General features: G+C 31.2%; 20 protein-coding genes and 1 riboswitch. Of the genes, 4 read left to right on the top strand and 16 right to left on the bottom strand.

From position 1 onward, the window contains the following. Window positions 1-38: 38 nt before the first annotated feature. A complete protein-coding gene (locus GYM72_RS08850; RefSeq protein ID WP_220264137.1) occupies window positions 39-899 on the bottom strand; it encodes an MBL fold metallo-hydrolase in 861 nt (286 codons plus the stop codon). A 40-nt stretch (window positions 900-939) separates the two neighbouring features. Further along, window positions 940-1,440, bottom strand: coding sequence for a DUF456 domain-containing protein (locus GYM72_RS08845; RefSeq protein ID WP_220264136.1), 501 nt, complete (start codon window positions 1,438-1,440; stop codon window positions 940-942). 95 nt (window positions 1,441-1,535) lie between these two features. On the opposite strand from GYM72_RS08845, the gene GYM72_RS08840 reads away from it, so the two are divergent. Then, window positions 1,536-2,747: a mechanosensitive ion channel family protein gene (locus GYM72_RS08840; RefSeq protein ID WP_220264135.1), complete on the top strand. Its 1,212-nt coding sequence runs from the start codon at window positions 1,536-1,538 to the stop codon at window positions 2,745-2,747. Here GYM72_RS08840 and GYM72_RS08835 read toward each other — a convergent pair. Continuing rightward, entirely contained in the window at window positions 2,744-3,352 is a 609-nt protein-coding gene (locus GYM72_RS08835) for a TetR/AcrR family transcriptional regulator (protein ID WP_105296870.1), read from the bottom strand. The two genes, GYM72_RS08840 and GYM72_RS08835, sit on opposite strands and share 4 nt — an antisense overlap. A gap of 188 nt (window positions 3,353-3,540) precedes the next feature. Next, entirely contained in the window at window positions 3,541-6,003 is a 2,463-nt protein-coding gene (locus GYM72_RS08830; protein WP_220264134.1) for a TonB-dependent receptor, read from the bottom strand. Window positions 6,004-6,164: 161 nt separating this feature from the next. Here GYM72_RS08830 and GYM72_RS08825 point away from each other — a divergent pair, with 161 nt between their 5' ends. Then, window positions 6,165-8,159 carry a ComEC/Rec2 family competence protein gene (locus GYM72_RS08825; protein WP_220264133.1) on the top strand — a complete coding sequence of 665 codons (1,995 nt, stop codon included), beginning with the start codon at window positions 6,165-6,167 and terminating at the stop codon, window positions 8,157-8,159. On the opposite strand, the gene GYM72_RS08820 is transcribed toward GYM72_RS08825, so the two are convergent. From GYM72_RS08820 to metN, 12 genes are all read right to left on the bottom strand, one after another. Next, on the bottom strand, window positions 8,146-8,643 hold the full coding sequence (locus GYM72_RS08820) for a DUF255 domain-containing protein (RefSeq protein WP_220264132.1): 498 nt from the start codon (window positions 8,641-8,643) through the stop codon (window positions 8,146-8,148). The two genes, GYM72_RS08825 and GYM72_RS08820, sit on opposite strands and share 14 nt — an antisense overlap. A gap of 89 nt (window positions 8,644-8,732) precedes the next feature. Beyond that, a complete protein-coding gene (locus tag GYM72_RS08815; protein ID WP_220264131.1) occupies window positions 8,733-10,871 on the bottom strand; it encodes a TonB-dependent receptor in 2,139 nt (712 codons plus the stop codon). A 58-nt stretch (window positions 10,872-10,929) separates the two neighbouring features. After that, window positions 10,930-11,024: riboswitch (TPP riboswitch) on the bottom strand. A gap of 11 nt (window positions 11,025-11,035) precedes the next feature. Continuing rightward, the gene (locus GYM72_RS08810; RefSeq protein ID WP_220264130.1) at window positions 11,036-11,746 is read right to left on the bottom strand and encodes a C40 family peptidase; all 711 of its coding nucleotides are present in this window, start codon (window positions 11,744-11,746) and stop codon (window positions 11,036-11,038) included. A 216-nt stretch (window positions 11,747-11,962) separates the two neighbouring features. After that, window positions 11,963-12,346 (bottom strand): DUF3276 family protein, encoded by a 384-nt coding sequence (locus GYM72_RS08805; protein ID WP_105296864.1) that lies wholly within the window; start codon window positions 12,344-12,346, stop codon window positions 11,963-11,965. 120 nt (window positions 12,347-12,466) lie between these two features. After that, complete coding sequence (locus GYM72_RS08800) at window positions 12,467-14,224, bottom strand: ABC transporter ATP-binding protein (RefSeq protein WP_160541633.1); 1,758 nt, start codon at window positions 14,222-14,224, stop codon at window positions 12,467-12,469. Between the two features lie 107 nt (window positions 14,225-14,331). Further along, window positions 14,332-15,339 carry an aspartate-semialdehyde dehydrogenase gene (locus GYM72_RS08795; protein WP_160541634.1) on the bottom strand — a complete coding sequence of 336 codons (1,008 nt, stop codon included), beginning with the start codon at window positions 15,337-15,339 and terminating at the stop codon, window positions 14,332-14,334. Window positions 15,340-15,375: 36 nt separating this feature from the next. Continuing rightward, window positions 15,376-15,768 (bottom strand): hypothetical protein, encoded by a 393-nt coding sequence (locus GYM72_RS08790; RefSeq protein WP_160568785.1) that lies wholly within the window; start codon window positions 15,766-15,768, stop codon window positions 15,376-15,378. A gap of 152 nt (window positions 15,769-15,920) precedes the next feature. Then, entirely contained in the window at window positions 15,921-17,165 is a 1,245-nt protein-coding gene (locus tag GYM72_RS08785; protein WP_220264129.1) for a type IX secretion system plug protein domain-containing protein, read from the bottom strand. A gap of 26 nt (window positions 17,166-17,191) precedes the next feature. Continuing rightward, window positions 17,192-17,851: a monofunctional biosynthetic peptidoglycan transglycosylase gene (gene mtgA / locus GYM72_RS08780; RefSeq protein WP_220264128.1), complete on the bottom strand. Its 660-nt coding sequence runs from the start codon at window positions 17,849-17,851 to the stop codon at window positions 17,192-17,194. A gap of 29 nt (window positions 17,852-17,880) precedes the next feature. Then, window positions 17,881-18,684, bottom strand: coding sequence for a methionine ABC transporter substrate-binding lipoprotein MetQ (gene metQ / locus GYM72_RS08775; RefSeq protein WP_220264127.1), 804 nt, complete (start codon window positions 18,682-18,684; stop codon window positions 17,881-17,883). 31 nt (window positions 18,685-18,715) lie between these two features. After that, window positions 18,716-19,369: a methionine ABC transporter permease MetI gene (gene metI, locus GYM72_RS08770; RefSeq protein WP_220264126.1), complete on the bottom strand. Its 654-nt coding sequence runs from the start codon at window positions 19,367-19,369 to the stop codon at window positions 18,716-18,718. Then, on the bottom strand, window positions 19,362-20,393 hold the full coding sequence (gene metN / locus GYM72_RS08765; RefSeq protein ID WP_105296856.1) for a methionine ABC transporter ATP-binding protein MetN: 1,032 nt from the start codon (window positions 20,391-20,393) through the stop codon (window positions 19,362-19,364). The genes metI and metN overlap by 8 nt, the downstream gene beginning before the upstream one ends. Window positions 20,394-20,656: 263 nt before the next feature. Here metN and GYM72_RS08760 point away from each other — a divergent pair, with 263 nt between their 5' ends. Together GYM72_RS08760 and GYM72_RS08755 are read left to right on the top strand one after the other, a co-directional pair. Continuing rightward, on the top strand, window positions 20,657-21,154 hold the full coding sequence (locus GYM72_RS08760) for a MarR family winged helix-turn-helix transcriptional regulator (RefSeq protein ID WP_220264125.1): 498 nt from the start codon (window positions 20,657-20,659) through the stop codon (window positions 21,152-21,154). A 20-nt stretch (window positions 21,155-21,174) separates the two neighbouring features. Beyond that, the gene (locus GYM72_RS08755) at window positions 21,175-21,810 is read left to right on the top strand and encodes an NAD(P)H-dependent oxidoreductase (RefSeq protein WP_220264124.1); all 636 of its coding nucleotides are present in this window, start codon (window positions 21,175-21,177) and stop codon (window positions 21,808-21,810) included. Window positions 21,811-22,033 lie beyond the last annotated feature (223 nt).

Here is a 22,033-nt window from a genome sequence, read left to right as displayed (position 1 = left end):
AAAAAAACTCTATCATTGATTACGATTGATAGAGTTTTTTATTTTCCAAAAATATCCAGAAAGCTAAACGTTTGATCAAGCCTGATTCCTTTTTCTGTTTTTTTAACTGTACACAGTTCATGAACGGCATCATGTTCAAAAAAGAAAAAATAATTTTGAGATTCGGCAAGATTTAAAATTTGTTCCTTTTCGGGTATAGTGAGTAGGGGGCGAGTATCATATCCCGCAATATAAGGAATTGGGATATGTCCGGTAGTAGGTAATAAATCAGCAGCATAAATTATTGTTTTTCCCTCATAAATTATTACGGGTAACATTTGCTTATCTGTATGTCCATTAACAAAATATATATCAAAGCCTAAGGGTGAATCTTTCAAAAAATTATCTTTAGGAATGGATATAAATTGTAATTGACCACTTTCTTTAATGGGAAGAATGTTTTCTTTTAAAAAAGAAGCTTTTTCTCTTAAATTAGGTTGGACGGCCCAATTCCAATGATCTTCATTACTCCAATAAATAGCATTTTTGAATGTTGGTTTATAACCTGATTTGCTTTTATTCCATTTAATAGCTCCCCCGCAATGATCTAAATGTAAATGAGTAAGAAAAACATCAGTAATATCATCACAGGTAAAGCCATATCGAGCTAAGGATTTTTCTAAAGAAAAATCGCCCCATAAATAATATCCAAAAAATTTTTTATTTTGTTTGTTTCCAATACCCGTATCAATTAATATTAGTCTTTTGCCATCTTCAATAAGAAGACATCTCATAGCTAAATCGACCAAATTATTAGAATCTGCAGGATGTGTTTTTTGCCAGATAGATTTAGGTACAATGCCGAACATAGCGCCTCCATCGAGTTTAAAATTTCCGGTTTCAATCGGATATAATTTCATAAAGTATTGTATTTGATACTTTAAATATAAAGTTTATTTATCAATTAACGCTAAAATAAGTAAAGGTAAGATGGATAATAAAAATGGTCATCATGATTCCGCATATAATTATATTAACGCCCATACAAAGAAAATAACTCAGCAAAGCACCCAAAGAGGCTTTTAAGGCCCCTCTTTTATTCATAAAATCATAAATCAACTCTCCAACAAAAGCTCCTAAAAAAGGTCCGTACAGAAAACCATAGGGTACGATAAAACCTATCAATGTTCCAATAGTAGCTCCGATAGCGCCGTATTTGGAACCACCGAATTTTTTAACAGTAAGAATAGGCATAAAATAGTTAATGACCATTCCTAATATGGTTAAAATCGCACAAAAAGAAATCCACCACCAACTTAGATTTTCACCAAGAGGGCATAACTTATAAACTAATAAACCTATAAATGCTATAGGTGTTCCCGGTAATGCAGGTAAAACAGAGCCTATAATTCCAATAAGTAAGAGAATAAATATTAAAATTATCCAAATTAAATCAGGCATAAAATATGATACATTAAAAGTAACTATAAAGATACTTAATAATTTATAAACTTTTCTCTTTATCTCTAATAAATTGATATAAACTTAGCGGATTAATGAATGAGGCAACTACATTAAGGCAAAAAAACCAAAATACGATAATCGATCAGTTGGATCGCTATATTTCGAATCATTTTCCCGATGAAGTGGTTTTAATCACTCAAATAGTAAGTAAAGTTTTAATAATACTCGTTATTTTTTTGATTTTAGATTTTTTACAGCGTAAAGTATTATTAAAAATTGTATTGAAAATTGTTCCGAATACAAAAAATATTTGGATGAATACCTTTATTAAAAAAAATGTATTTACCAGTTTCTTTCGTCTCTTGCCTTTGGGGATATGCTATTTATTAGTGCCTATTATTTTTTACCCTCATCCTCAGAGTTTCCATATTTTAGATTTAGCATTCAGTATATTTTTAATAACGTTTATTGCTAAATTTCTAATTAGTGTTATCAATTCTTATGCTCAAGTAAAAAATAGAGACAGAAGCTATGTTACCGTTGGATTAAATACGTTTTTGGAACTTCTTAAAATGTTAATAATAGTATTATCCAGCTTTATAATTATCTCAATTGTATTTGATTTAACAAGCTCTAATATTTTTACCTTTATAGGGGCTACCATGGCTGTTATAATTCTGGTATTCAAAGATCCTATATTAGGTTTTGTGGCAGGAATTAATATTTCTAACTCCAAACAATTAAAATCGGGCGACTACATTTCTATCTCCAAATATAATTTAGAAGGAAGCATAGTGGACATTAATTTAATTACCACTAAAATTTTAAATAAAGACAAAACCGTGTCTACCATACCCACTTATGATTTAATATCCACAGAAGTTAGAAACTATGACCCCATGAAAACTTCACATACTCGAAGAATAAAAAGGTCAATTGTTTTCAATAGCCAATCCATTGAGTTTTTAGGAAAAAAAGAGTTTGAAGAGCTGAAAAATAGTAGCCTTCTCAAAGAATATTTTACCACTATTACATTGGATGAAGGCGTAAGTCATACAAATATGGGAATATTTAGAAAGTATGTACAAGCTTATCTTAAAAAAAACTTGCGCATATCTCAAAAAGATACAATTTTGATACGGCTGTTAGATCCGACGATTTATGGAATTCCTTTAGAGGTTTATTGTTTTACCAATACTTCGGATTTGAATGAATATGAAGAAGTTCAAGCAGAGGTCTTTGAGCATATCATTTCCATTTCATCTTTTTTTGGACTTAAAACTGTTTCGGTAATTCCTTCTTAATTTTTAGAAATATATTTCTCAAGTTCTTTACAACCTTTTTTGGTTGCAATTGAACGTATTAATAACTCTATAAAATATTTTTTCACAACGTTATCATTTACGTTAACTTCTGAAAGTTTATCATCAATGGCTATAATCTTTTCAATCAGGTAAAAATATTCAACCGTTAATTTTTTATTGATTTTAGATCTGTATAATCCATCCTCAATGCCTAAAATAATATTTGTTTTAATTAACGTTTTTAAGGAATTGTTTTGTAAAGAAATCATTTCGGTATATATATCCGGGTAGAAATTTTTTAGTTGAAATAAGGTTTGGTTTTCTTTAAAAAAAATAAAATGGCTGCTGTCTTCAAGAATAATAAATTTTTGTTGAATGATATTCGGGCAATTTTTAATTTTATTTTCAAGTTCTTGAATAGCAGCGGTAATGCATTTACTGAATGTATTTTTTATTAAATCTTCTTTGCTGGAAAAATGTTCATAGATAGTTTTTTTGGACATGCATAAATCTTTACTAATCATGTCCATGGTGACCACTTTAACTCCTATTTGAGTAAACAGCTCAATTGATTTATTAATAATTTGATCTTTAATTACATCCATAATGTTAATGCTATTCAAACAAAAATAATAAAAATAGAGTAAAATAATTACTATTTTACTCTACTATTTATTGTAATTATCAAGTAATTACCAAAATATTTTAGAATTTAATCACGTATGAATTAGATCCAAATAATCAAACATAACATCTTAAGAGTATGTAGGATTATTTATCGTTAACTTATCAACTAAAAATTGTAGGTAACACCGAAATTCCAAGTTCTTCCGTTGCCGAAATAGACCTGATTTGCGGTATCGATTCCTTTAAATTTCACGTTTTCTGCTCCTTTATCACCGGATTTTATATTGGTTTTAGAATAGGTCATAAATACATCATTTAACGCATTGTTGACATTGGCTCTAAAACGTAATGAGGCTTTGTCGAAATATATAGTATATGAAGCTCCCATATCTAACGTAAAATAATCGGGTAGCTCAATTAAATCGATTTTTGTATTTGGAGCCGCCCGGGTTACATCAAAATCCGAATATAATTTTTCATATCTGTTTAAATCAGCATCAAAAGTGAAATTTTTAAACGCTTTATACACTAAACCAACACCATAACTGAATTGGGGAGCGTTTGAAGTTTTTACATCATCCAATAAAATATCCTTTTCACTTAAGATATTGGACAAATTATTGGAATCGTACGTTGTAGAATGCGCATTACCATTATATTTCCAATTGCCTAAAGATAAATGCCCTTTAAAATGTAATTTTCTGATAGGCTTAGCAAGAAATTCAACTTCAATTCCCTGATGGAGTTCATCGATGCCTGATCGATTTTCTATTTGATTGATGCTTTCGTTTGAAATAGTTTCAACTCTGTTATTCCAACTGGTTCTGTATAAATTTATACTTAAATCCAAAAAGTTATAGTGAAGTTCATATCCGATTTCAAAACCAATGATTTCTTCATTATCAGCCAGCGGATTCACATCATTTTTCCAATTTAAAAATAAATTATTCTGAAAAGGCTGTCTGGAATAATATCCGGCATTACCGAAAATATTGTGATTTTCATTAATTTTAAAATTTACTCCTCCTTTGATATTGTAACCGGTATTATTTAGTGTTTTAGATTTTTGATGGTTGGGAGTGTAATTAAATCGATCTTTTCTTGAATTATATTGTTCGGAAATTACCCCTTGTATAAAGGCGCTCATAAATGGATTAACATATTCAAATTGTCCGAATGCTCCAATATATTGAATGGTTTCATCGTAATCAAAACTCAACCTTTGCCCCCTACTTACATTTCTAAATAAGGAACTCCAAGGATTAATATTATAGTTTTTAGTTGCAGTATGGGTACCGTTTACATTGGTTGAGATATTGTCGGTTATTCCGGATAATCCTAAAAAGTTATTGGCTTGCTGAAAATGAGTACCCGTATAAGCTCTCCCATCAATTCCGACATTAAACTCAAAATGTTTTTTAAATTTATGATTAAAGTTGGATACCAGTCCGTACCATTGATGATTGTTTACCGAAGATCGTATGATGAAATTATCACTCCCTGTTCCTATTCCATCGGTATTATGTGTAGAATTGTAATCGAAAATTGCATCCCAACTGATGGTTCCATTTTCCTGATTTCTGCTTCCGGGTATGGTGTTGGGACTTTGAGGAGTCGAAATGTTTTGAGTTTCAATGTATTTAGAGCCATATCCTCCGGTTCCTCCACCTCTTCCTAAAGAGCCGTAGAACACAGTAGACAAAGTACTTTTTTCATTGATTTTCCAGTCCCAATTTAAATTGGCTACTGATTTATGGTAGTAATTGGTTCGTAATAAAAGTTCTTTTCCGTGTAACCACCCTTGATTTACATTATATCGGTAACCATACCTTTTAAAATCAGATATTTTTGTATAATAATTTTGATCATGATTTTGAGGTGCTCCAAAAATTATAAAATTGAAATTATGTTTTTCATTGGGTTGAAAGCCAATTGATAAAAAGTAATTTTGACCATAACCTTTAGTTCCTCTGTTGTACCCGTCGCCTCTCCACGTTGAGGTTGAAAAAGATACTCCCCATTTTCCCTGTAAACCGCTGTTGTATTCATAGGTAGTTCTCCAAAAACCGTCATTTCCCGTTAAAAATCGAGCCGTTGAACCGGCTTTTTTGTCGGTGGCTTTAGTTACAATATTTATGGTACCGCCAACGGAAGATATAGCAAGTTTAGAAGACCCAAGACCTCTTTGTACTTGGATGGTGTTGGCAATGTCTATTAATCCGGTCCAATTGGTCCAATACACACTTCCGCTTTCCATACCATTAACAGGCTGACCATTTATCAAAACAGCAGTATTGGATTGATTAAATCCTCTTGTAATCATTTTTGAATCCCCATATCCGGTGGCATCATTAACATAAATGGAAGGTGCATTTTTCATAAGTGCAGGAAATTCCTGATTTCCTCCTTTGTCCCTGATTTCTTGTTTTTTAATAATAGAGACAGCAATAGGGGTTTCTCTTTCTTTTACAACATCAATAACTCCTTTTCCAATGACTACAACATCGTCAATTTCTTTTTCTGAAATTTGAGTTGAATCCGGAGATATGTTTTGTGCAAAACCAATAGCCGTAGGAGCCATAATGCTTAAAAAGCAAAATAGATCTAATGCTTTATACTTTAGATTCATAAATATTAATTTAATTAGTTTGTTTTTGTATTCTTTTACAGTAGTAAATATAATAGTATTAAATAAAATACTAAAATCTATATTGAAAAAAAATGCAACAAAATGCAGAATTTTATATACTTTCAACTTTAAATTTTTTATTTTTAGCTAAATAAACTTCTATGAATTTTTCAAAAAATCCTTATGTATATTATTTTTTGGCTTTGATAATGGGGATTTTTTTATGTGATCTCATTTTCATTCCGATTCCTTATATATTAATTTTATTGGGGTTACTTATAGTGCTCTTAGGGTTTATTGTAAATAAAGCTGATTACAAAGGCATATTTTCAATTTTAACTTTAGTAAGCTGGAGTTTACTTGGAATGGTTGTGGTTGAATTAAATAACAGTTTATTAGATGATCACTATATAAATTATAAGGAATATGGAAAAGCTCAAGTGCTAACAGTTGTATTAAAAGAGCATAACAATTCAACTAAAAATTTCCGAAAATATACTGCAGAGGTTACAAGTATTATATATAAAAACAAACAGTTTCAAACCAAAGGATCAATTATGCTCTTTGTTGATAAACAAAAATATAATTCGGTTTTAACTCTAGGCAATGAATATATTTTGAAGCTTACAATTACTGATCCGACAGGAGCTTTGAATCCCCATCAATTTGATTATTCGAATTATCTAAAAAGAAATTATATTTTGCAGACGGGCAGAGTAGATGAAATTATTTCAGAATCGCCGCATGCATCACTAATTTATTCGATTAAAAATTTTAATCAGTATTTAGTTAAAAAAATTGAAAGTTCAACATTAGGAGAAGATTCAAAAGAATTTTTAAAAGCATATTTATTGGGTGATCGGTCGGAAATGAAAAAAGAATCTATTGATGTTTATTCCAAATCCGGAATTATGCATTTAATAGCTATATCAGGAATGCATATTGCTCTGCTATTTGGTATTATTTTCAACCTATTAACCCTAATGATGAAAAGTGGAAACAGAAAAACCATCATTATCATTTCATTACTGTTTGTATGGTTTTTTGGCTGTTTGGTCGGACTTACCTCTTCTGTTTTCCGATCATGTTTAATGATAACGATTTATTATTGTTTTGAATTGTTGAAACGTACCGGTTCTATCTATCACAGTATGGCCTTATCTGCTTTTATTATTCTTTTATGCGATCCGAATGAAATATATTCCATGGGTTTTCAATTAAGTTATATAGCCGTATTTTTTATTGTCTGGTTGTCCCCTATCTTGATTTATCATATGAAAAGTAAGAATAAAAAAATTGATAAATGGATCGTAAATCCATTAGCGGTTACTTTAGCTGCACAGGTAGGAACGCTTCCTTTTGTATTATTTTATTTTCATCAATTTTCATTGTTATCGATTCCTATCAATATTTTGATAATACCTTATACATTTATAATTACTTATTCATCAATAGTAGAGTTATTTTTGGTTTTCTTACCGTGGGAGTATCAGGAATATTTTTCATTTATTTATGATTTTTTAGTTAAGCTTTTGGTAGATTCTACCTATTATGTATCATCGGTTGAACCACTAATGCTAAAAAATATTCCATTGTGTTTATGGGAATTGTTTTTGATCTCATTTTCTCTGATTTTTTTAAAAAATTATCTTTCAGGATTAAAATTGAACCATCTAATTCCGCCTTTATTGTGCATAGTTCTCTTTCAGTTGAGTATTTTATATAATGATTATCATTTATCCGGAAAGAAAAATTTTATAGTATTCAATCATAAAAATTCTTTACTGGGATTCAGGGATGGCAAGAAATTGCTAGTCGTAGGAGATTCAACTGAAAATTGGGAACTAGTAAAGCGATATATTATAGATCCTTACAGCATAGGAGAAAGAATCAATGAGATACAAATAAGACCTTATAAGGAAGATAAAATTTATAAATGGGAAGGTAAAAAAATTCAAATATTAAATAAATCTTCAAAAAATTGTAAGGATTCCGTTGATTATCTGATTGTAAATAATCCATTAATTGAATGTGAAATAGTTTCAGACGGTACAATTATAATTACAGGAAACAATAATAAGCATAGGCGTTACAACAATAAATCTTCAAAATGTTGGTATACGTCAAGGCAAGGAGCTTTTATTAGTTGTCTTTGACTAAATTTTGGTCTAATTGAGATTTTACATTTTTTATAGTATTCAAAAACTCTTCGGGCTGCATAAATCCTGAAATTACTGAAACTGTTTCTCCTCTTTCATTTATTAATACCATGGAAGGATATCTTAAATTTCCCCCTAATGCATAATAAGCCCAAGATTGTATTCCGGCTTGTCCGTTTGTAATGTAATCGAACGTATTTCCTTTAAAAGTTATGGATTCTTTAGATTCTGCATTAAATTTAACCGGGATAAAATTCTCATTAATATAAGAGGCTACTTCTAGATTTTGGAATGTATACTTATCTAAAAATTTACAAGGACCGCACCAGTCAGTAAAAATATCTACAAACAACAACCTATTATCTCCATGCACTTGAAGGCTGTCACCTTCTGATAAATTTCTCCACTGGATTAATTTTTTATCTTGAGCAGATAAGTTTATAATCGATAAGGCAAAAAATAAAATAAACAGATTTTTCATATTAAATCTTTAATACAAAAATATATATTTAAATAGAATCAGTCAACTAAAATAAACTTTTTATCCGAGGTTTTCACAAAAGCATATAGTTAGAATTTAAAGCTGATGCCTGTTAAAAAATTAAATCCGGCTTGAGGATAATAAAAAGGAGTATTATCATAATAATATCCGTTGTTTTCATATTTAGTATTGAAAATATTATTTAAGGCAAGTTTCAAATTAAAAGATTTCATTGAAAAAAGTGATGGAGAAAATTCAAATACCATGTCAGAAATAAAATAACCGTCCAATTTTCCATTTTTAGGCTCTTCATTGGTCAGATATTGACTGCTAACGTATTGGTTCATCCATTTGCAATTTAAATTTTTTATAGGCTTCCATTCTGCTATAACATTTCCAATATAAGCGGGAGAGAAAGCAATCGTGGTATTTCCTAGTTTTTTTATATCTGAATCAGTTTCCTTTTTAAAATTTATATTTTTATTAATGCTTAAGGTTGAATTAGCAGAAAGTGAAAATTGAGTTGAAAATTGATAGGCTGCCGAAAGTTCAAATCCGGTTCGATAACTTTTACCGCTGTTTTCTCGTATAAAACTTCCTACATCATTTATTTTACCGCTTAATACTAATTGGTTAATATAATACATTCCGTACCAGTTTGCAGAATATGAAAATTCACGGAAATTTTGTTGAATTCCTAACTCCACATTATGAAGAAGTTCTGCTTTTACATTTTTGTTTTCCAATATGTCGTTTCGGCTGGGTTCTCGTTGAGCTAATCCATAGGTTACATAGATAGAACCTTTATCAATTTTATACGATGTTCCGATTTTGGGATTAATAAAATTATAGTTTTTATCAAATTTTATAGGTCCACCATTCTTATAAACACTTTCTCCACCCGGGAGGTCATGACCTTTATATTGTATGGATCGATATTGAATATCTCCAAATAATTCCAAGTTGGGTGTAAGAGTTACTATTGCTTTAAAAAAGCCTGAAAACTCGTCTTTATTGGCTTTATTTCTGTAATATTCATGATCTTTCAGACCATTTGAAAAATATTGAGCCCAAATAACATTTCCGTAATGATATCCTTTATAGGTATTTGCACCCATTCCAATTTCAAGATTCCAATTATTAATCGTTCCGGTTACACGATTTAATATTCCGTAAAAATTATTATCCAGCCATTGTCTTCGAATCAAATCTGAACGCGAAATGGTTTCATTGCCTATTATAAGATCCTTTAATTTATAATTGGATAATTTGGAATCTTGTTTATACTCTTCATAATATCCTTTACCACGAGTATAAAAAAGCGTGGAATTTAATACCCAAGAATTAGTAAACCTTTGTTTAAAATATAAATGATAATGATCTTGATTATAATTATCGGTTTCATTACTATAATATCGGATAATATTTCCATCTTGATCATAAATGGCTCCGCATGAATTAAATGTTCTTCTTTTCTTCATCATTTCTTCATTAACACCATTCCAAGCTTGATAGGTTTTTTCTTGTCCGCCAAATGTCATTAACCCGATAGATGTCTTATTTTTTTCGTACAGACCATGGACATAATAAGAGAAAAGATCAGAAAACGCACGGTCTATATATCCATCAGACTTTATAAAAGATACTTTGGCATCTAAAGTAAGTGCGTCATTAAAAAAATTGCCCGTACCAAGTCCAAAAGTGTGCTTATGGGTTTTAAACGAACCCACAGATTGATCTGATTGGAAATAAGGAGTTTTAGACGGTGTTTGAGTTTTTGCATTAATACTAGCACCGAAAGATCCCGTTCCTTCCGTTGACGTACCTACTCCCCGTTGTATGGTAAGGTTAGATAATGAAGAGGCAATATCAGGCATATTTACCCAAAAAGGACCTTGAGATTCTGCATTGTTGATAGGGACTCCATTTAAAGTAACATTTATTCGTGTCTGGTCACTGCCTCTTATTCTTAAACCGGTATAACCCACTCCCGCTCCGGCATCTGAAGTGGAAACTACCGAAAGATTATTTTTTAACAAGTAGGGGATATCTTGACCTAAATTTTTGCCTTCCAGTTGTTTTGAGGTAATACGTTCTTTAGTAATGGGAGCATTGCCTGAAACAATAATTTCTTTCAATTCAATTAAAGAATCTTTCTTAATCTGTCCTTGTAGGCTTAAACTAAAAAGAGCGACAACTAATAAATAAAACCAATCCCTTTTTTTCATAATAAATAAATTTCAGGGATATGTTACAGGACTAAAAAAAATAAGATTTCAAAAATTTGAAATCTTTATCTAAGATTTCCCTTGACAACATTACTTGTCCAGGTTCTTAGGGTATAATCTCAGCCGTTATATACAGCACCCCTTCGTAGTGTTAAAATTAATTTTTATACAGAAGCTTTAGCTAGGCTAGTATCATTTTGAGCTTCTTCATGTATTTTTTTAATATCTATATCAGAATCTAAAATTCTTTTACCTGTTCTAAATTTCGCGTTCCAATAAGCAGTATCCAGAGAAGAAATAGTAACCCCTTTGGATGAAGACGCGTGAATAAAAAATATTTCCCCGGTTGGGCTTACGCTTTCAACAATACCTACATGAGAAATTCTGCTTTTAGGAGTATGAGCAAAGAAAATAAGGTCTCCTTTTTTTAGATTATGTTTAGAAACGAAAGTTCCTCTATGAGATTGTTCAATTGATGTACGAGGCAAAGAAATGTTTAATGCAGCAAACACATGCTGAACAAAAGAAGAGCAATCTATACCTCTTCTTGTTGTTCCTCCGTATTTATAAGGAGTTCCTAAATAAGTTCTGGCTTCACTTAGTAAATTATAAGCTCTAGTTGAAAATCTGCTTTCGGCATAGATATTGCTGTTTTCTAGTAAAGCAGCATCTTTTCTTAATGTTGTAGAATAATTTTCATCACTAACCGATGCCGTACTGTAAAGTTTAACAGTTTTAGGATGATAAACCAGCATTTCGTTAGTGGTAGGATATTTATAGGTATCGTTATTACTTGCTACGTAATTAGATACACACGAGGTAGCAGAAGTTGAAATTACTATAATTACAGAGAGTATTTTTATTAAAGACTTCATATATTCAAAGATGATACAACTAATTTATGTTGATCAAAAATAAGAATCATATAGATATTTATACGATCAATTTAACTTTTTTTATATATATTTAACACAATGTTTAGAATATGTTAAATAAAAGTTAATGAAATAGGTGCAATAAAAAACAGATATTTTCAAGATAAATATCTGCTTTTTTATATGGTATAAATTTAGATTTTTAAAAAATGCTATCTAAATGTCATCGAATTCAACGTTAGTATAATTTGAAATATTTGCTGAATTTGCATTGTCTTTATTTTCTTCGGATTGAAGATGAAAATCGTCTCTATGTCTTTCGGAAATAACTTTTTCTCCGGTTTCTTTAATAATGAAAGCGGTAGTTTCTTCAAAGATGTCTTTGAAATTTTTAAAATCTTCTTTATATAAATAGATTTTAAATTTCTTGAAACCTAAAGCGCCTTCTTCGGAAATATTTTTTTTGCTCTCAGTAATTGTTAGATAATAATCACCTGCTTTAGTTTCTCTTACATCGAAAAAATAAGTTCTTTTTCCTGCTCTTAATACTTTAGAGAAAATTTCGTTTTCTTTCTTCTCTACATTTTCAAAATCATTCATCATATATGTGTTTTGTTTTTTATTGCCTTAAATTATATCTTTTAAGGGATAATAAAATTTAATTTTTTTTGTTTAAACAGAGCAAAAATATAAAAAATACTCTTAATATTACAATTGTTTTTATGATAGTTTTTGCGTAATTTGTTTTTTATATAATTCAGAATAAAAACCTTGATTTAAAATAAGATCTGCATGAGTTCCTATCTCATTTATTTGTCCTTGATCCAGCACAATGATTTTATCTGAATGTTTAGCGGATGAAACACGGTGAGTAATAATTACTGTTGTTTTAATATCAATGTCATTTTCAATATTAGATAATATTTTTTCTTCTGTTTCAGTATCGACAGCGGATAAACTGTCATCAAATAAAAATATGGTAGGATCTTTAATCAATGCTCTTGAAATCGATATACGCTGTTTTTGACCTCCCGATAGGGTTACCCCTCGTTCACCTACTTCCGTTTGATATTTATCTTTAAATTCGATAATATTGGAATGAATTTCTGCTTTTTTAGCATATTTTTCAACTTGTTCCAATGTCGCATTTTCAACCCCGTAAGAAATGTTATTGAAAATGGTATCCGAAAAAAGAAAACTTTCCTGAGGTACGTACCCGATTTTATCTCGAATTACATTTAAATTATGTTGGGACAAAGGTTCATCATCAATGTAAATTGCTCCTGAATCCGGCTCAATAAGACGTTCCAATAACAGAGCAATAGTTGTTTTTCCCGATCCGGTCTTTCCCATAAACACAATCGTTTCTCCGGGTTGTATTTCAAAAGATACACGGTTAAGAGCTTGTATTCCTGTATTCGGATAGGTGTAAGAAACATTTTCAAATCTGATTTTACCTTTTATAGGATATACATTAAAGTTGGTATTTTTAACCTCCTCTTTAACGTTCAAGAAATCATTAATTCTTTCCATGGAGGCTTCAGCTCTTCGGACCATAGATATAACCCACCCTAAAGCTGTAAATGGCCAAATTAAAACATTAAGGTAAAGAAAAAAATCTGTAATAGTTCCGACGTTTATTTTACCATCTATATATCTTTGGCCTCCAATATAGAGTATAAATAAGTTGCTTAATCCGATGATTAAAACCATTAAAGGAGAAAAAATGGCCTCTGTGGTTGAAAGCGAAAGCGATTCATTTCTATATTGATTGGATTGATTTATATATTTTGATATGATATAGTCTTCTTTAGTGAACGATTTGATAACTCTTATCCCGGAAAAAGAGTCTTGTACAAAAGAGGAAAGTTCCGATTGTTTGCCTTGTACAATTTTAGTTTTTTTATTAATAATAGTACTTTGGTTGTATATAAAATAAGAAAGGAAGGGTAAGGGAAGGATTGCATAAAAGGTCATCACCGGATCAGAAGCCAGCATATACCCGAGAATCAGTATAAGCATTATAAATAAGTTAGCACTATACATAATTCCGGGGCCTAAATATTGACGGACATTTACCACATCTTCGCTGATGCGATTCATGAGGTCTCCAATTTTAGATTTTTTATAAAAACTGAAAGAAAGTGTTTGATAATGTTTATATATATTATTTTTAAGTTCAAATTCGATTCTTCTGGAAGCAACGATTATGGTTTGCCTCATATAAAACTTCATGATTCCGGAAGTGATTGGAGCCAGTACGATAATTCCTCCATAAAGAAGAAGCTGCTTCATTAATTGCTTTTTATCTAGCGAATCTGAATGGGTAAGAGATTGAGCAATAATGTTAATGGCCTTTCCAATAAATTTTACAGGATAAATAGTTAAAAAATTGGAAAGTATTATAAATACAACTCCATACAGAAGGAGTTTTTTGTGTTTTAAAAAATATGGATTTAAAGTTTTTAAGGCACTCATAAAAGCAAAGTTACAAAACTTGTAGTTTTTATTTCGTATAAACTAAAAAAGTGTATCTGATTGGATTCAATCGGATACACTTTGTCATCTATGGTATAGATTGCGATTTATCTTTTTTTATGTTTAATCAAATATTCTGCAATTTGAACAGCATTTAAAGCAGCACCTTTACGTATTTGATCACTTACACTCCAGAAAGCAATACCTTTAGGATTGGTAAGGTCTTTTCTGATTCTTCCTACAAAAACTTCATCTCTTCCTGATAAAAATAAAGGCATAGGATATTTTTTTTCTGAAGGATTATCTTCAACAATTATCCCATTGAAATTTTCAAAAGCGTTTCTAACTTGTTCAACGGTTAATTCGTCCTCAGTTTCCACCCATATGCTTTCAGAATGTGCCCGCATAACAGGGACACGAACGCAGGTTGCAGATACCTGTATATCGGAATGCATAATTTTACGAGTTTCATTATACATTTTCATTTCTTCTTTAGTATATCCGTTTTCAGTAAATACATCAATATGAGGAATTAAATTAAAAGCCAATTGATGAGCAAATTTTTCAACTAAGACCTCCTCTCCGGCAGTTGATTGTTTTGCTTGTTCAATCAATTCTTTCATTGCAGAAGCACCTGCTCCGGATGCTGATTGATATGAAGAAACATGCACCCTTTTTATATGTGATAATTGTTCAATTGGTTTTAAAGATACCACCATTTGAATAGTTGTACAATTGGGATTTGCAATAATATTTTTTGGAGTATTCAATGCATCTTCCGCATTTACTTCCGGTACTACTAAGGGTACATCATCATCCATTCTAAACGCAGATGAATTATCAATCATGATCGCACCATATTTAGTGATGGTTTCCGCAAAATTCAACGAAGTACCTCCACCTGCAGAAACTAAAGCAATATCTACCCCTTTAAAATCGTCATTATGTTGAAGTTCCTTGACTGTATATTCCTTGTCCTTGAATTTATAAACTTGTCCTGCACTTCTCTTAGATCCGAAAAGTACTAATTCAGTTAAAGGGAAATTTCTTTGGTCTAAAACTTTGAGAAGCTCTTGCCCAACAGCTCCGCTTACTCCAACAATTGCAATTTTCATAAATATATACTTTAATGATTTTTAATTATTTATCTTTTAGGGTAATAAACTGTTCCAAAATGCTCTAGGTATCATTCCAAGTACTAAAGCAAGTGAGACGACAGACATAAGAAGTGTCCAAACTGAAATTTTAGGTGCTTTTTTAATTTTTGCATTTACAATTGTAATTAATACTCCAACCAAAACCATAGAGAAAGGATGTTCTATATAATTTCTTCGTATTGCAGCAATTCCCATAATATCTTTCATACTGGCATTTTGAAAGATAGGAGAGCTGAAAAATAATAGTATTCCAAGGAGTATCTGTGTATGTGTGAATATCAAAGTTATAAGAGAAATTCTTTTCACCTGACCACTGACAGGTCTTTCCTGTAAATAATAAATAAACGATACAACAGTAAGTAATAAAACAAAAACGAGGGTAATCATACCTACATAATGGTGTATGTTTTTAAAAAGGATATACATAAATTTGATTCTATTTCATTTTAATATGTAACAAAAATAGTAAACCTATAGAAATATAAGGGTATTTTAATCATTTTTATTCAAATTTTAAATACCGTATAACTAGATAAAAATTATAATCTGTTGGCTCTAATTTCTCCGTAGCCTATAAGTGCGTCATAAGTACCACCAAAAGGAGTATAATATAACAAACCTTGATATAGGTTTTCTGTTTGCCAAAATGAACCGGGAATTTCTGAAATGCTAAAATGGTTGTTTTTTTTGTCAACGGTTGCAATAGTGTAATTATAATACCCTTGTTTTAATAGCATTGTTTTTACGTATAAACCTTGATTTTCATCGTAAATCATCCGATTAGAATCGGAAAGTTCATAATTATTGAATAATCCTACAACATACAAATCTTTATTTTCTAAAGGCTGTTTAAGTTCCAAAGAAAATGTTACCGGAGTATAATCGCCTTCTGTTCGTGCATCCCTTTCCTGGTTAAGATCAAATCTCCTGAAATAATAAGCACCGTTGACATCAGGATTATAGGCATAGTCAAGCGGATACGGAGCAATGGAATATAAATAGGTAAGATAAAGCGGGTTATTTTCTTCCGATTTAAATACTCCGTAACCCGGGATGGAAATATTTTTGGTATCGAATGTATAAAATTCATTACCTCCTTCAAAAGCATTGGTAAGTTGTCCGAACGTGAAAGAATTACCGTTTACAAACTGTGGTTCTATATTATAGATCGCAGTTTGCCAATTGTTATTTTGAAGTAAACATAAAGAAAGTTGTCGGGTGGAGATTGAATTAATTCCCGAGACGACAGCTTGTGCTTTTACTCGCTGCGTTATGTTCGGGTTTTTAGATGTAGAATACCTCTCATATCCGACATTAATATGAGCAAAATCGTCGTAAAACGCAATTCTCTTACTGAATAAAGGTTTGTGATTATCAGTAAAAACAGTTAGGAGATAATTTCCGGATACCTTAGGTTGCATGTCTTTATTTGGGAATTCTAAAGTATAATGAGTGTAATTTTGTCTCGTATTAAAGGAAGGTTGATAATCGTATATTTGAGGTAAGGTATATCCGTCGATATATTCTGATTCAAAAAGATGGTCTTCATTCCAATTTCTGTCGTAATGCTTAATAGTATAGTAAATTTTTTGGTAGCCTCTATCTAACAGGTCAAAAGAAAGCACAAACATACCTTTGTTCATGGAGATAAAAGGAGTTTCATCATTCGTATCGGGATTGAATAATTGTATACCATTGACGGATGAGCTGTACACTTTTTCTAAAGCCTGCTGAGAAAAACAGAGCTGAGAAAGTAAGCAGAAGAAGAGAATCTTTTTAAGCATTTTTAGTTTTTTTTAAGTTATGCATACTACAGAAAATTTACAGAGCCTTGTAAATTAGACATTTGTCGCATGATCCATAGTTTTCTTTTTTGAATGAACTTTCCATTAATTTTTTTTCCATATTCTCGGGGATTGGGTAAAAGAGCAGCTAAAGTTGCAGCCTCGCTTTTTGTGAGCTGAGAAGCCGATTTGTGAAAATAATGTTGAGAAGCGGCTTCTATCCCATAAATTCCATCGCCGAATTCTATTACATTTAAATAGACTTCCAATATTCTTTTTTTGCCCCAAATCCACTCAATGAGGCAAGTGAAATATACTTCCAGGCCCTTTCTAACATAATTTCTACCCTCCCATAAAAAAACATTTTTTGCAGTTTGTTGTGAAATGGTGCTTCCTCCTCTTTTGGGAGATCCTTGTTTTTCAATTATTTTTTGAATCTCTTTAAAATCAAATCCGCCGTGTTTAAAATAATTTTGATCTTCACTGGAAATTACCGCAAGTTTTATGGAATTATTCATACGTTCTATCGGAATCCATTTTTTTTCAATGCTTGAGCCATTCACAAAAAATCTTTTTAACATAAGTTCTGTGTATGGAACAGGCAACCATTTGTATACAAAAACCATTACAATAGAAAGTACCCATAAACCAATAAAAATCCATTTAATCCATCTAAAAATCTTCATTAAAATTTGATTGATTAAAAACGGATGAATTACCAGCCTTTAACAGCTCCTCCCTTAAATTCTCGATCGGTAGTTTCTGCAACTTCATCCGATTGATAAGCTTTAACAAATGTTTTTACATTTTCAGCATCTTTATTATCTTCTCTTGAAACGATTACATTCATATAAGGGGAATCTTTGTCTTCAACAAAAAGACCATCTTTTAATGTAAAACCGTCTTTAGCTGCAAATGTATTATTGATAATGGCAACAGCTACTTTATCATCATTTAGAATTTCAGTTAAAATAGCAGGATCCATATCGACTATCTTTAAATTTTTAGGATTTTCAATTATATCAGAAGCGCTTGAAATAAGGCTTTTAGGATCTTTTAATTTGATTAAACCTTCTTTTTGAAGAAGCAATAATGCTCTTCCTCTGTTGGTGGCATCATTTGGAATTCCTATAGTACTGCCGGGTTGTAATTGATCAAGCGATTTTATTTTTTTAGAATATCCGGCCAATGGATAAATAAAAGTATTTCCTACTATGGCAAGTTTATATCCTCTTTGTTTGATGATATTATCCAAAAATGGTTTATGTTGAATAATATTAATATCAATATCCCCATCATTAAGTGCCGTATTCGGTAAAATATAATCATTGAATTCTACCAATTCAACATCTAAGCCGTATTTTTCTTTAGCAACCTTTTGAGCGGTTTGGGCAACCACAAACTCCGGCCCCGATTCAACTCCAACCTTAATATAATTAGGATTATTTGCCCGGTCATTCTTGCAAGAACTTAGAAAAAAAACAGAAGCAAGTAAGGTAAATACTATTAGTTTTCTCATTATCATATTATTTTAGACTTTTTTTAAATTTTTAACGATGATCCACTTTTTTTGAAAGATAATCTCCGACAAATTGGATTGCAAAAACAAGTAAAACTAATAATAATAAAACAAAATTCATAATTTCCATATTCTTATTTACGTATCCTTCTTGATATCCAATTTTCCCCAATCCTCCGGCTCCAACAGTTCCTCCCATAGCCGAATAACCGACTAAGGTAATTAATGAAATGGTAGCGCAATTAATTAATGAAGGCAAAGCTTCCGGTAACAATACTTTTTTAATAATTTGAAAAGGAGTTGCTCCCATAGCTTTGGAAGCTTCAACTAAACCGTTCGGTACTTCCAGCAGGCTGTTTTCAACCATTCTGGCGATAAACGGGGCAATTCCCAAACTTAGAGGAACTAATGCTGCAGGAACTCCTATGGAAGTTCCTACAATCATCCGCGTAAAAGGAATCATCCAAACAATTAAAATAATAAAAGGAATGGCGCGGAATATATTTACTAGGGTGGAAACCGTTTGATTGAAAACAAGGTTTTCTTTAAATTGACCTTTTCGGGTGATAAATAGAAGGATTCCGACAGGCAATCCTATCAAATAACCGAAAAAGCCGGAGACAAAAGTCATGACTATGGTTTCCCAAGTTCCTTTTGCTAAGAGATCAATAATTGAATTAGACATATCCTAATAAAGTTACTTTAATGTTTTTACTTTTTAAATACTCAATGGCAGCCATTTCTTTAGAAATCGTACCGATAATTTCCGTTAGCATGACCCCGAATTTAACTCCCCCCGCATAATCCATTTGAGCACTTATAATATTGTTATTAATATCAAATAATCTGGAAATTTCGGATAATACCGGTTCATCGACCGTATTACCAGATATCTGTAGTTTTAGTAAGGGATGTTTTCCTTCTTCCGGCATATGGGTAATGCGTTTTTGATAATCTACCGGTATTTCTAAATGTAAGGATGAAGATATAAAACGCTGAGCTAATTCCGTTTTAGGATTTGAAAAAATTTCAGAAACACTTCCTTGCTCAATTAGTTTTCCACCGTTCATGACAGCTATATCATCACAAATTTGTTTAACCACATCCATTTCATGAGTAATCAATAAAATAGTGATTCCCAACTCTTTATTTAAATCTTTGAGTAGAGATAAAATGGAGCGAGTAGTGGAGGGGTCTAAGGCACTGGTTGCTTCATCGGATAATAAAACTTTAGGGTTGTTGGCCAACGTTCTGGCAATAGCAACTCTCTGTTTTTGTCCTCCGGAAAGGTTCGCCGGATAACTGTCTAATTTATCCGTAAGTCCTACCAGTTCAACCAATTCATAAACTCTATTTTTTATTTTAGTCTTGGGAGTATGATTTAATTCCAAGGGAAAAGCAATGTTATCAAATACAGTTCGGGAGGAAAGCAGATTGAAATGCTGAAAAATCATTCCTATATTTCTACGGGCAGAGGTTAATTTGGAAGGAGATAACTCCATCAAATTTTGACCATCAATCCAAACCTCTCCTGAATTAGGCCTTTCCAGTAAATTAACACATCTTATCAATGTGCTTTTTCCTGCACCGGATTCACCAATTACACCAACTATTTTTCCTTCGGAAACCGAAAGAGAAATATTGGAAAGGGCTATGTTTTTTTTGCCTTTATGTTCGAATGTTTTAGTAATATTTTTTAACTCAATCATTTAATTGATTAAATTTTTAAAGTCTTTTTACGATTAGGATTTGTGCAAAGGTACAAATAGTATATAGAAACTCATATTAATTTACAACATTTACTGCTTGGAGAACATTTTAAATCATGCGAACCATTATAAGTTTATAATAAATTAGTTTATTTGGAGGTGTAAATTTTATAAAAATGAAATAGTATATAATTAAACCAAGTAAGAACTCTTGAAAATAAATTTATTAATAAAATAAACTAAAAAACTTGCATATTAATTGTATGCAATTTAATTTTACTCAATCTAAAAACGATATGGAAAGTTTACAATTAAAAGATCAATTATGTTTTCCCATCTATGCGTTGTCCCGACTGATTACAACGCTTTATAGACCACATTTAGAAAAATTAGGGGTAACCTATCCTCAGTATTTAGTGATGTTAGTTTTATGGGAAAATGAAGAAATATGCGTGAGAGATATAGGCGAAATGTTGTGGTTAGATAGCGGAACCTTAACTCCTCTGCTTAAAAGGATGGAGGAAAACGGACTTATAAAGAGATGTCGGTCTACTAGAGATGAAAGGCATATGTTGATTCATCTTTCAGATCAAGGAAGGAAAATGAAAGATGAAGCATGGATAATTCCTCATACCCTTAAGGCAGAATTGGAAATGGAGGAAAATGAATTATCAGAACTTCAGAAAGAATTTTATAAGTTATTATCTATTGTTACGACAAAATGTAAGAATAAATGCAAGAATAAATCAGAATCAAAATAATATTATTTAAAATTAATTATATGGAATTAATAGACTCACTTAAATGGAGGTATGCAACAAAAAAATTCGATGCCTCAAAAAAAGTTGAACAATCGTTGGTAGATCAAATCATTGAAGCAGCTTGGCTAGCTCCCACTTCTTCCGGATTACAACCGTTTAAGGTTATTGAAATTACTAATCAGAAATTAAAGCAAAAGATGGTTTCCCTGTCTAAGGACCAAAAACAAGTGGAAGATTGTTCACATATTTTAGTTTTTGCTGCTTGGGATAATTATACAGAAGAAAGAATCGATACCATTTACGGACACATAACAAGAGAACGCAATCAGCCTTCTGATGCTTATCAGAGTTATACGGATCGTATTAAAGGAGTATATCTGAATTCAGCCGCTGAAAGTAATTTTGAACATGCAGCACGTCAAGCGTACATAGCTTTTGGATTATCGATTGCTGCTGCTGCAGAATTAAAAGTTGATACTACTCCGATGGAGGGATTCGATAATCAGGCTATAGATGAACTTTTACAATTACGCGAACTGGGTTTAAGAAGTGTTGTCATGCTTCCTTTGGGTTACCGAGATGAAGAGAATGATTGGTTAGTTAATTATCCAAAAGTTAGACACCCTAAAAAAGATTTTTTAATTAAAATAGTTTAGAGAAGAACCTATTTTACACAAAATTTTAATCATTAAAACAATAAGAGGCTTTATTATTAAAGTTCTCTTATTTTTTTTTGCATGAGTTTGAAAATCAAAAAATTGCAATTAAGCAATTAAAAAGTAATAAAATAGCCATCGGAAACTAATTAGGGGTAAGAGGGTATGCCCGGAGGATAAGTTATACCTATTGTTTCCGAGGTATACCTTCTGTGTTAATTAA

This window comes from Apibacter sp. ESL0404, from assembly GCF_019469245.1.
Taxonomy (GTDB): Bacteria; Bacteroidota; Bacteroidia; order Flavobacteriales; family Weeksellaceae; genus Apibacter.
This window is presented reverse-complemented; position numbering and strand designations above follow the sequence as displayed.

Bases quoted from the DNA above. Each gene is read 5' to 3' on its own strand.
- GYM72_RS08805 (WP_105296864.1), bottom strand. From the start codon at position 12,346: ATGAATGATTTTGAAAATGTAGAGAAGAAAGAAAACGAAATTTTCTCT.
- GYM72_RS08830 (WP_220264134.1), bottom strand. From the start codon at position 6,003: ATGAATCTAAAGTATAAAGCATTAGATCTATTTTGCTTTTTAAGCATT.
- GYM72_RS08840 (WP_220264135.1), top strand. From the start codon at position 1,536: ATGAATGAGGCAACTACATTAAGGCAAAAAAACCAAAATACGATAATC.
- GYM72_RS08800 (WP_160541633.1), bottom strand. From the start codon at position 14,224: ATGAGTGCCTTAAAAACTTTAAATCCATATTTTTTAAAACACAAAAAA.
- GYM72_RS08835 (WP_105296870.1), bottom strand. From the start codon at position 3,352: ATGGATGTAATTAAAGATCAAATTATTAATAAATCAATTGAGCTGTTT.
- GYM72_RS08760 (WP_220264125.1), top strand. From the start codon at position 20,657: ATGCAATTTAATTTTACTCAATCTAAAAACGATATGGAAAGTTTACAA.
- GYM72_RS08825 (WP_220264133.1), top strand. From the start codon at position 6,165: ATGAATTTTTCAAAAAATCCTTATGTATATTATTTTTTGGCTTTGATA.
- metN (WP_105296856.1), bottom strand. From the start codon at position 20,393: ATGATTGAGTTAAAAAATATTACTAAAACATTCGAACATAAAGGCAAA.
- GYM72_RS08850 (WP_220264137.1), bottom strand. From the start codon at position 899: ATGAAATTATATCCGATTGAAACCGGAAATTTTAAACTCGATGGAGGC.
- metQ (WP_220264127.1), bottom strand. From the start codon at position 18,684: ATGAGAAAACTAATAGTATTTACCTTACTTGCTTCTGTTTTTTTTCTA.
- GYM72_RS08790 (WP_160568785.1), bottom strand. From the start codon at position 15,768: ATGATTACCCTCGTTTTTGTTTTATTACTTACTGTTGTATCGTTTATT.
- GYM72_RS08755 (WP_220264124.1), top strand. From the start codon at position 21,175: ATGGAATTAATAGACTCACTTAAATGGAGGTATGCAACAAAAAAATTC.
- GYM72_RS08845 (WP_220264136.1), bottom strand. From the start codon at position 1,440: ATGCCTGATTTAATTTGGATAATTTTAATATTTATTCTCTTACTTATT.
- GYM72_RS08820 (WP_220264132.1), bottom strand. From the start codon at position 8,643: ATGAAAAATCTGTTTATTTTATTTTTTGCCTTATCGATTATAAACTTA.
- GYM72_RS08815 (WP_220264131.1), bottom strand. From the start codon at position 10,871: ATGAAAAAAAGGGATTGGTTTTATTTATTAGTTGTCGCTCTTTTTAGT.
- GYM72_RS08795 (WP_160541634.1), bottom strand. From the start codon at position 15,339: ATGAAAATTGCAATTGTTGGAGTAAGCGGAGCTGTTGGGCAAGAGCTT.
- GYM72_RS08785 (WP_220264129.1), bottom strand. From the start codon at position 17,165: ATGCTTAAAAAGATTCTCTTCTTCTGCTTACTTTCTCAGCTCTGTTTT.
- metI (WP_220264126.1), bottom strand. From the start codon at position 19,369: ATGTCTAATTCAATTATTGATCTCTTAGCAAAAGGAACTTGGGAAACC.
- GYM72_RS08810 (WP_220264130.1), bottom strand. From the start codon at position 11,746: ATGAAGTCTTTAATAAAAATACTCTCTGTAATTATAGTAATTTCAACT.
- mtgA (WP_220264128.1), bottom strand. From the start codon at position 17,851: ATGAAGATTTTTAGATGGATTAAATGGATTTTTATTGGTTTATGGGTA.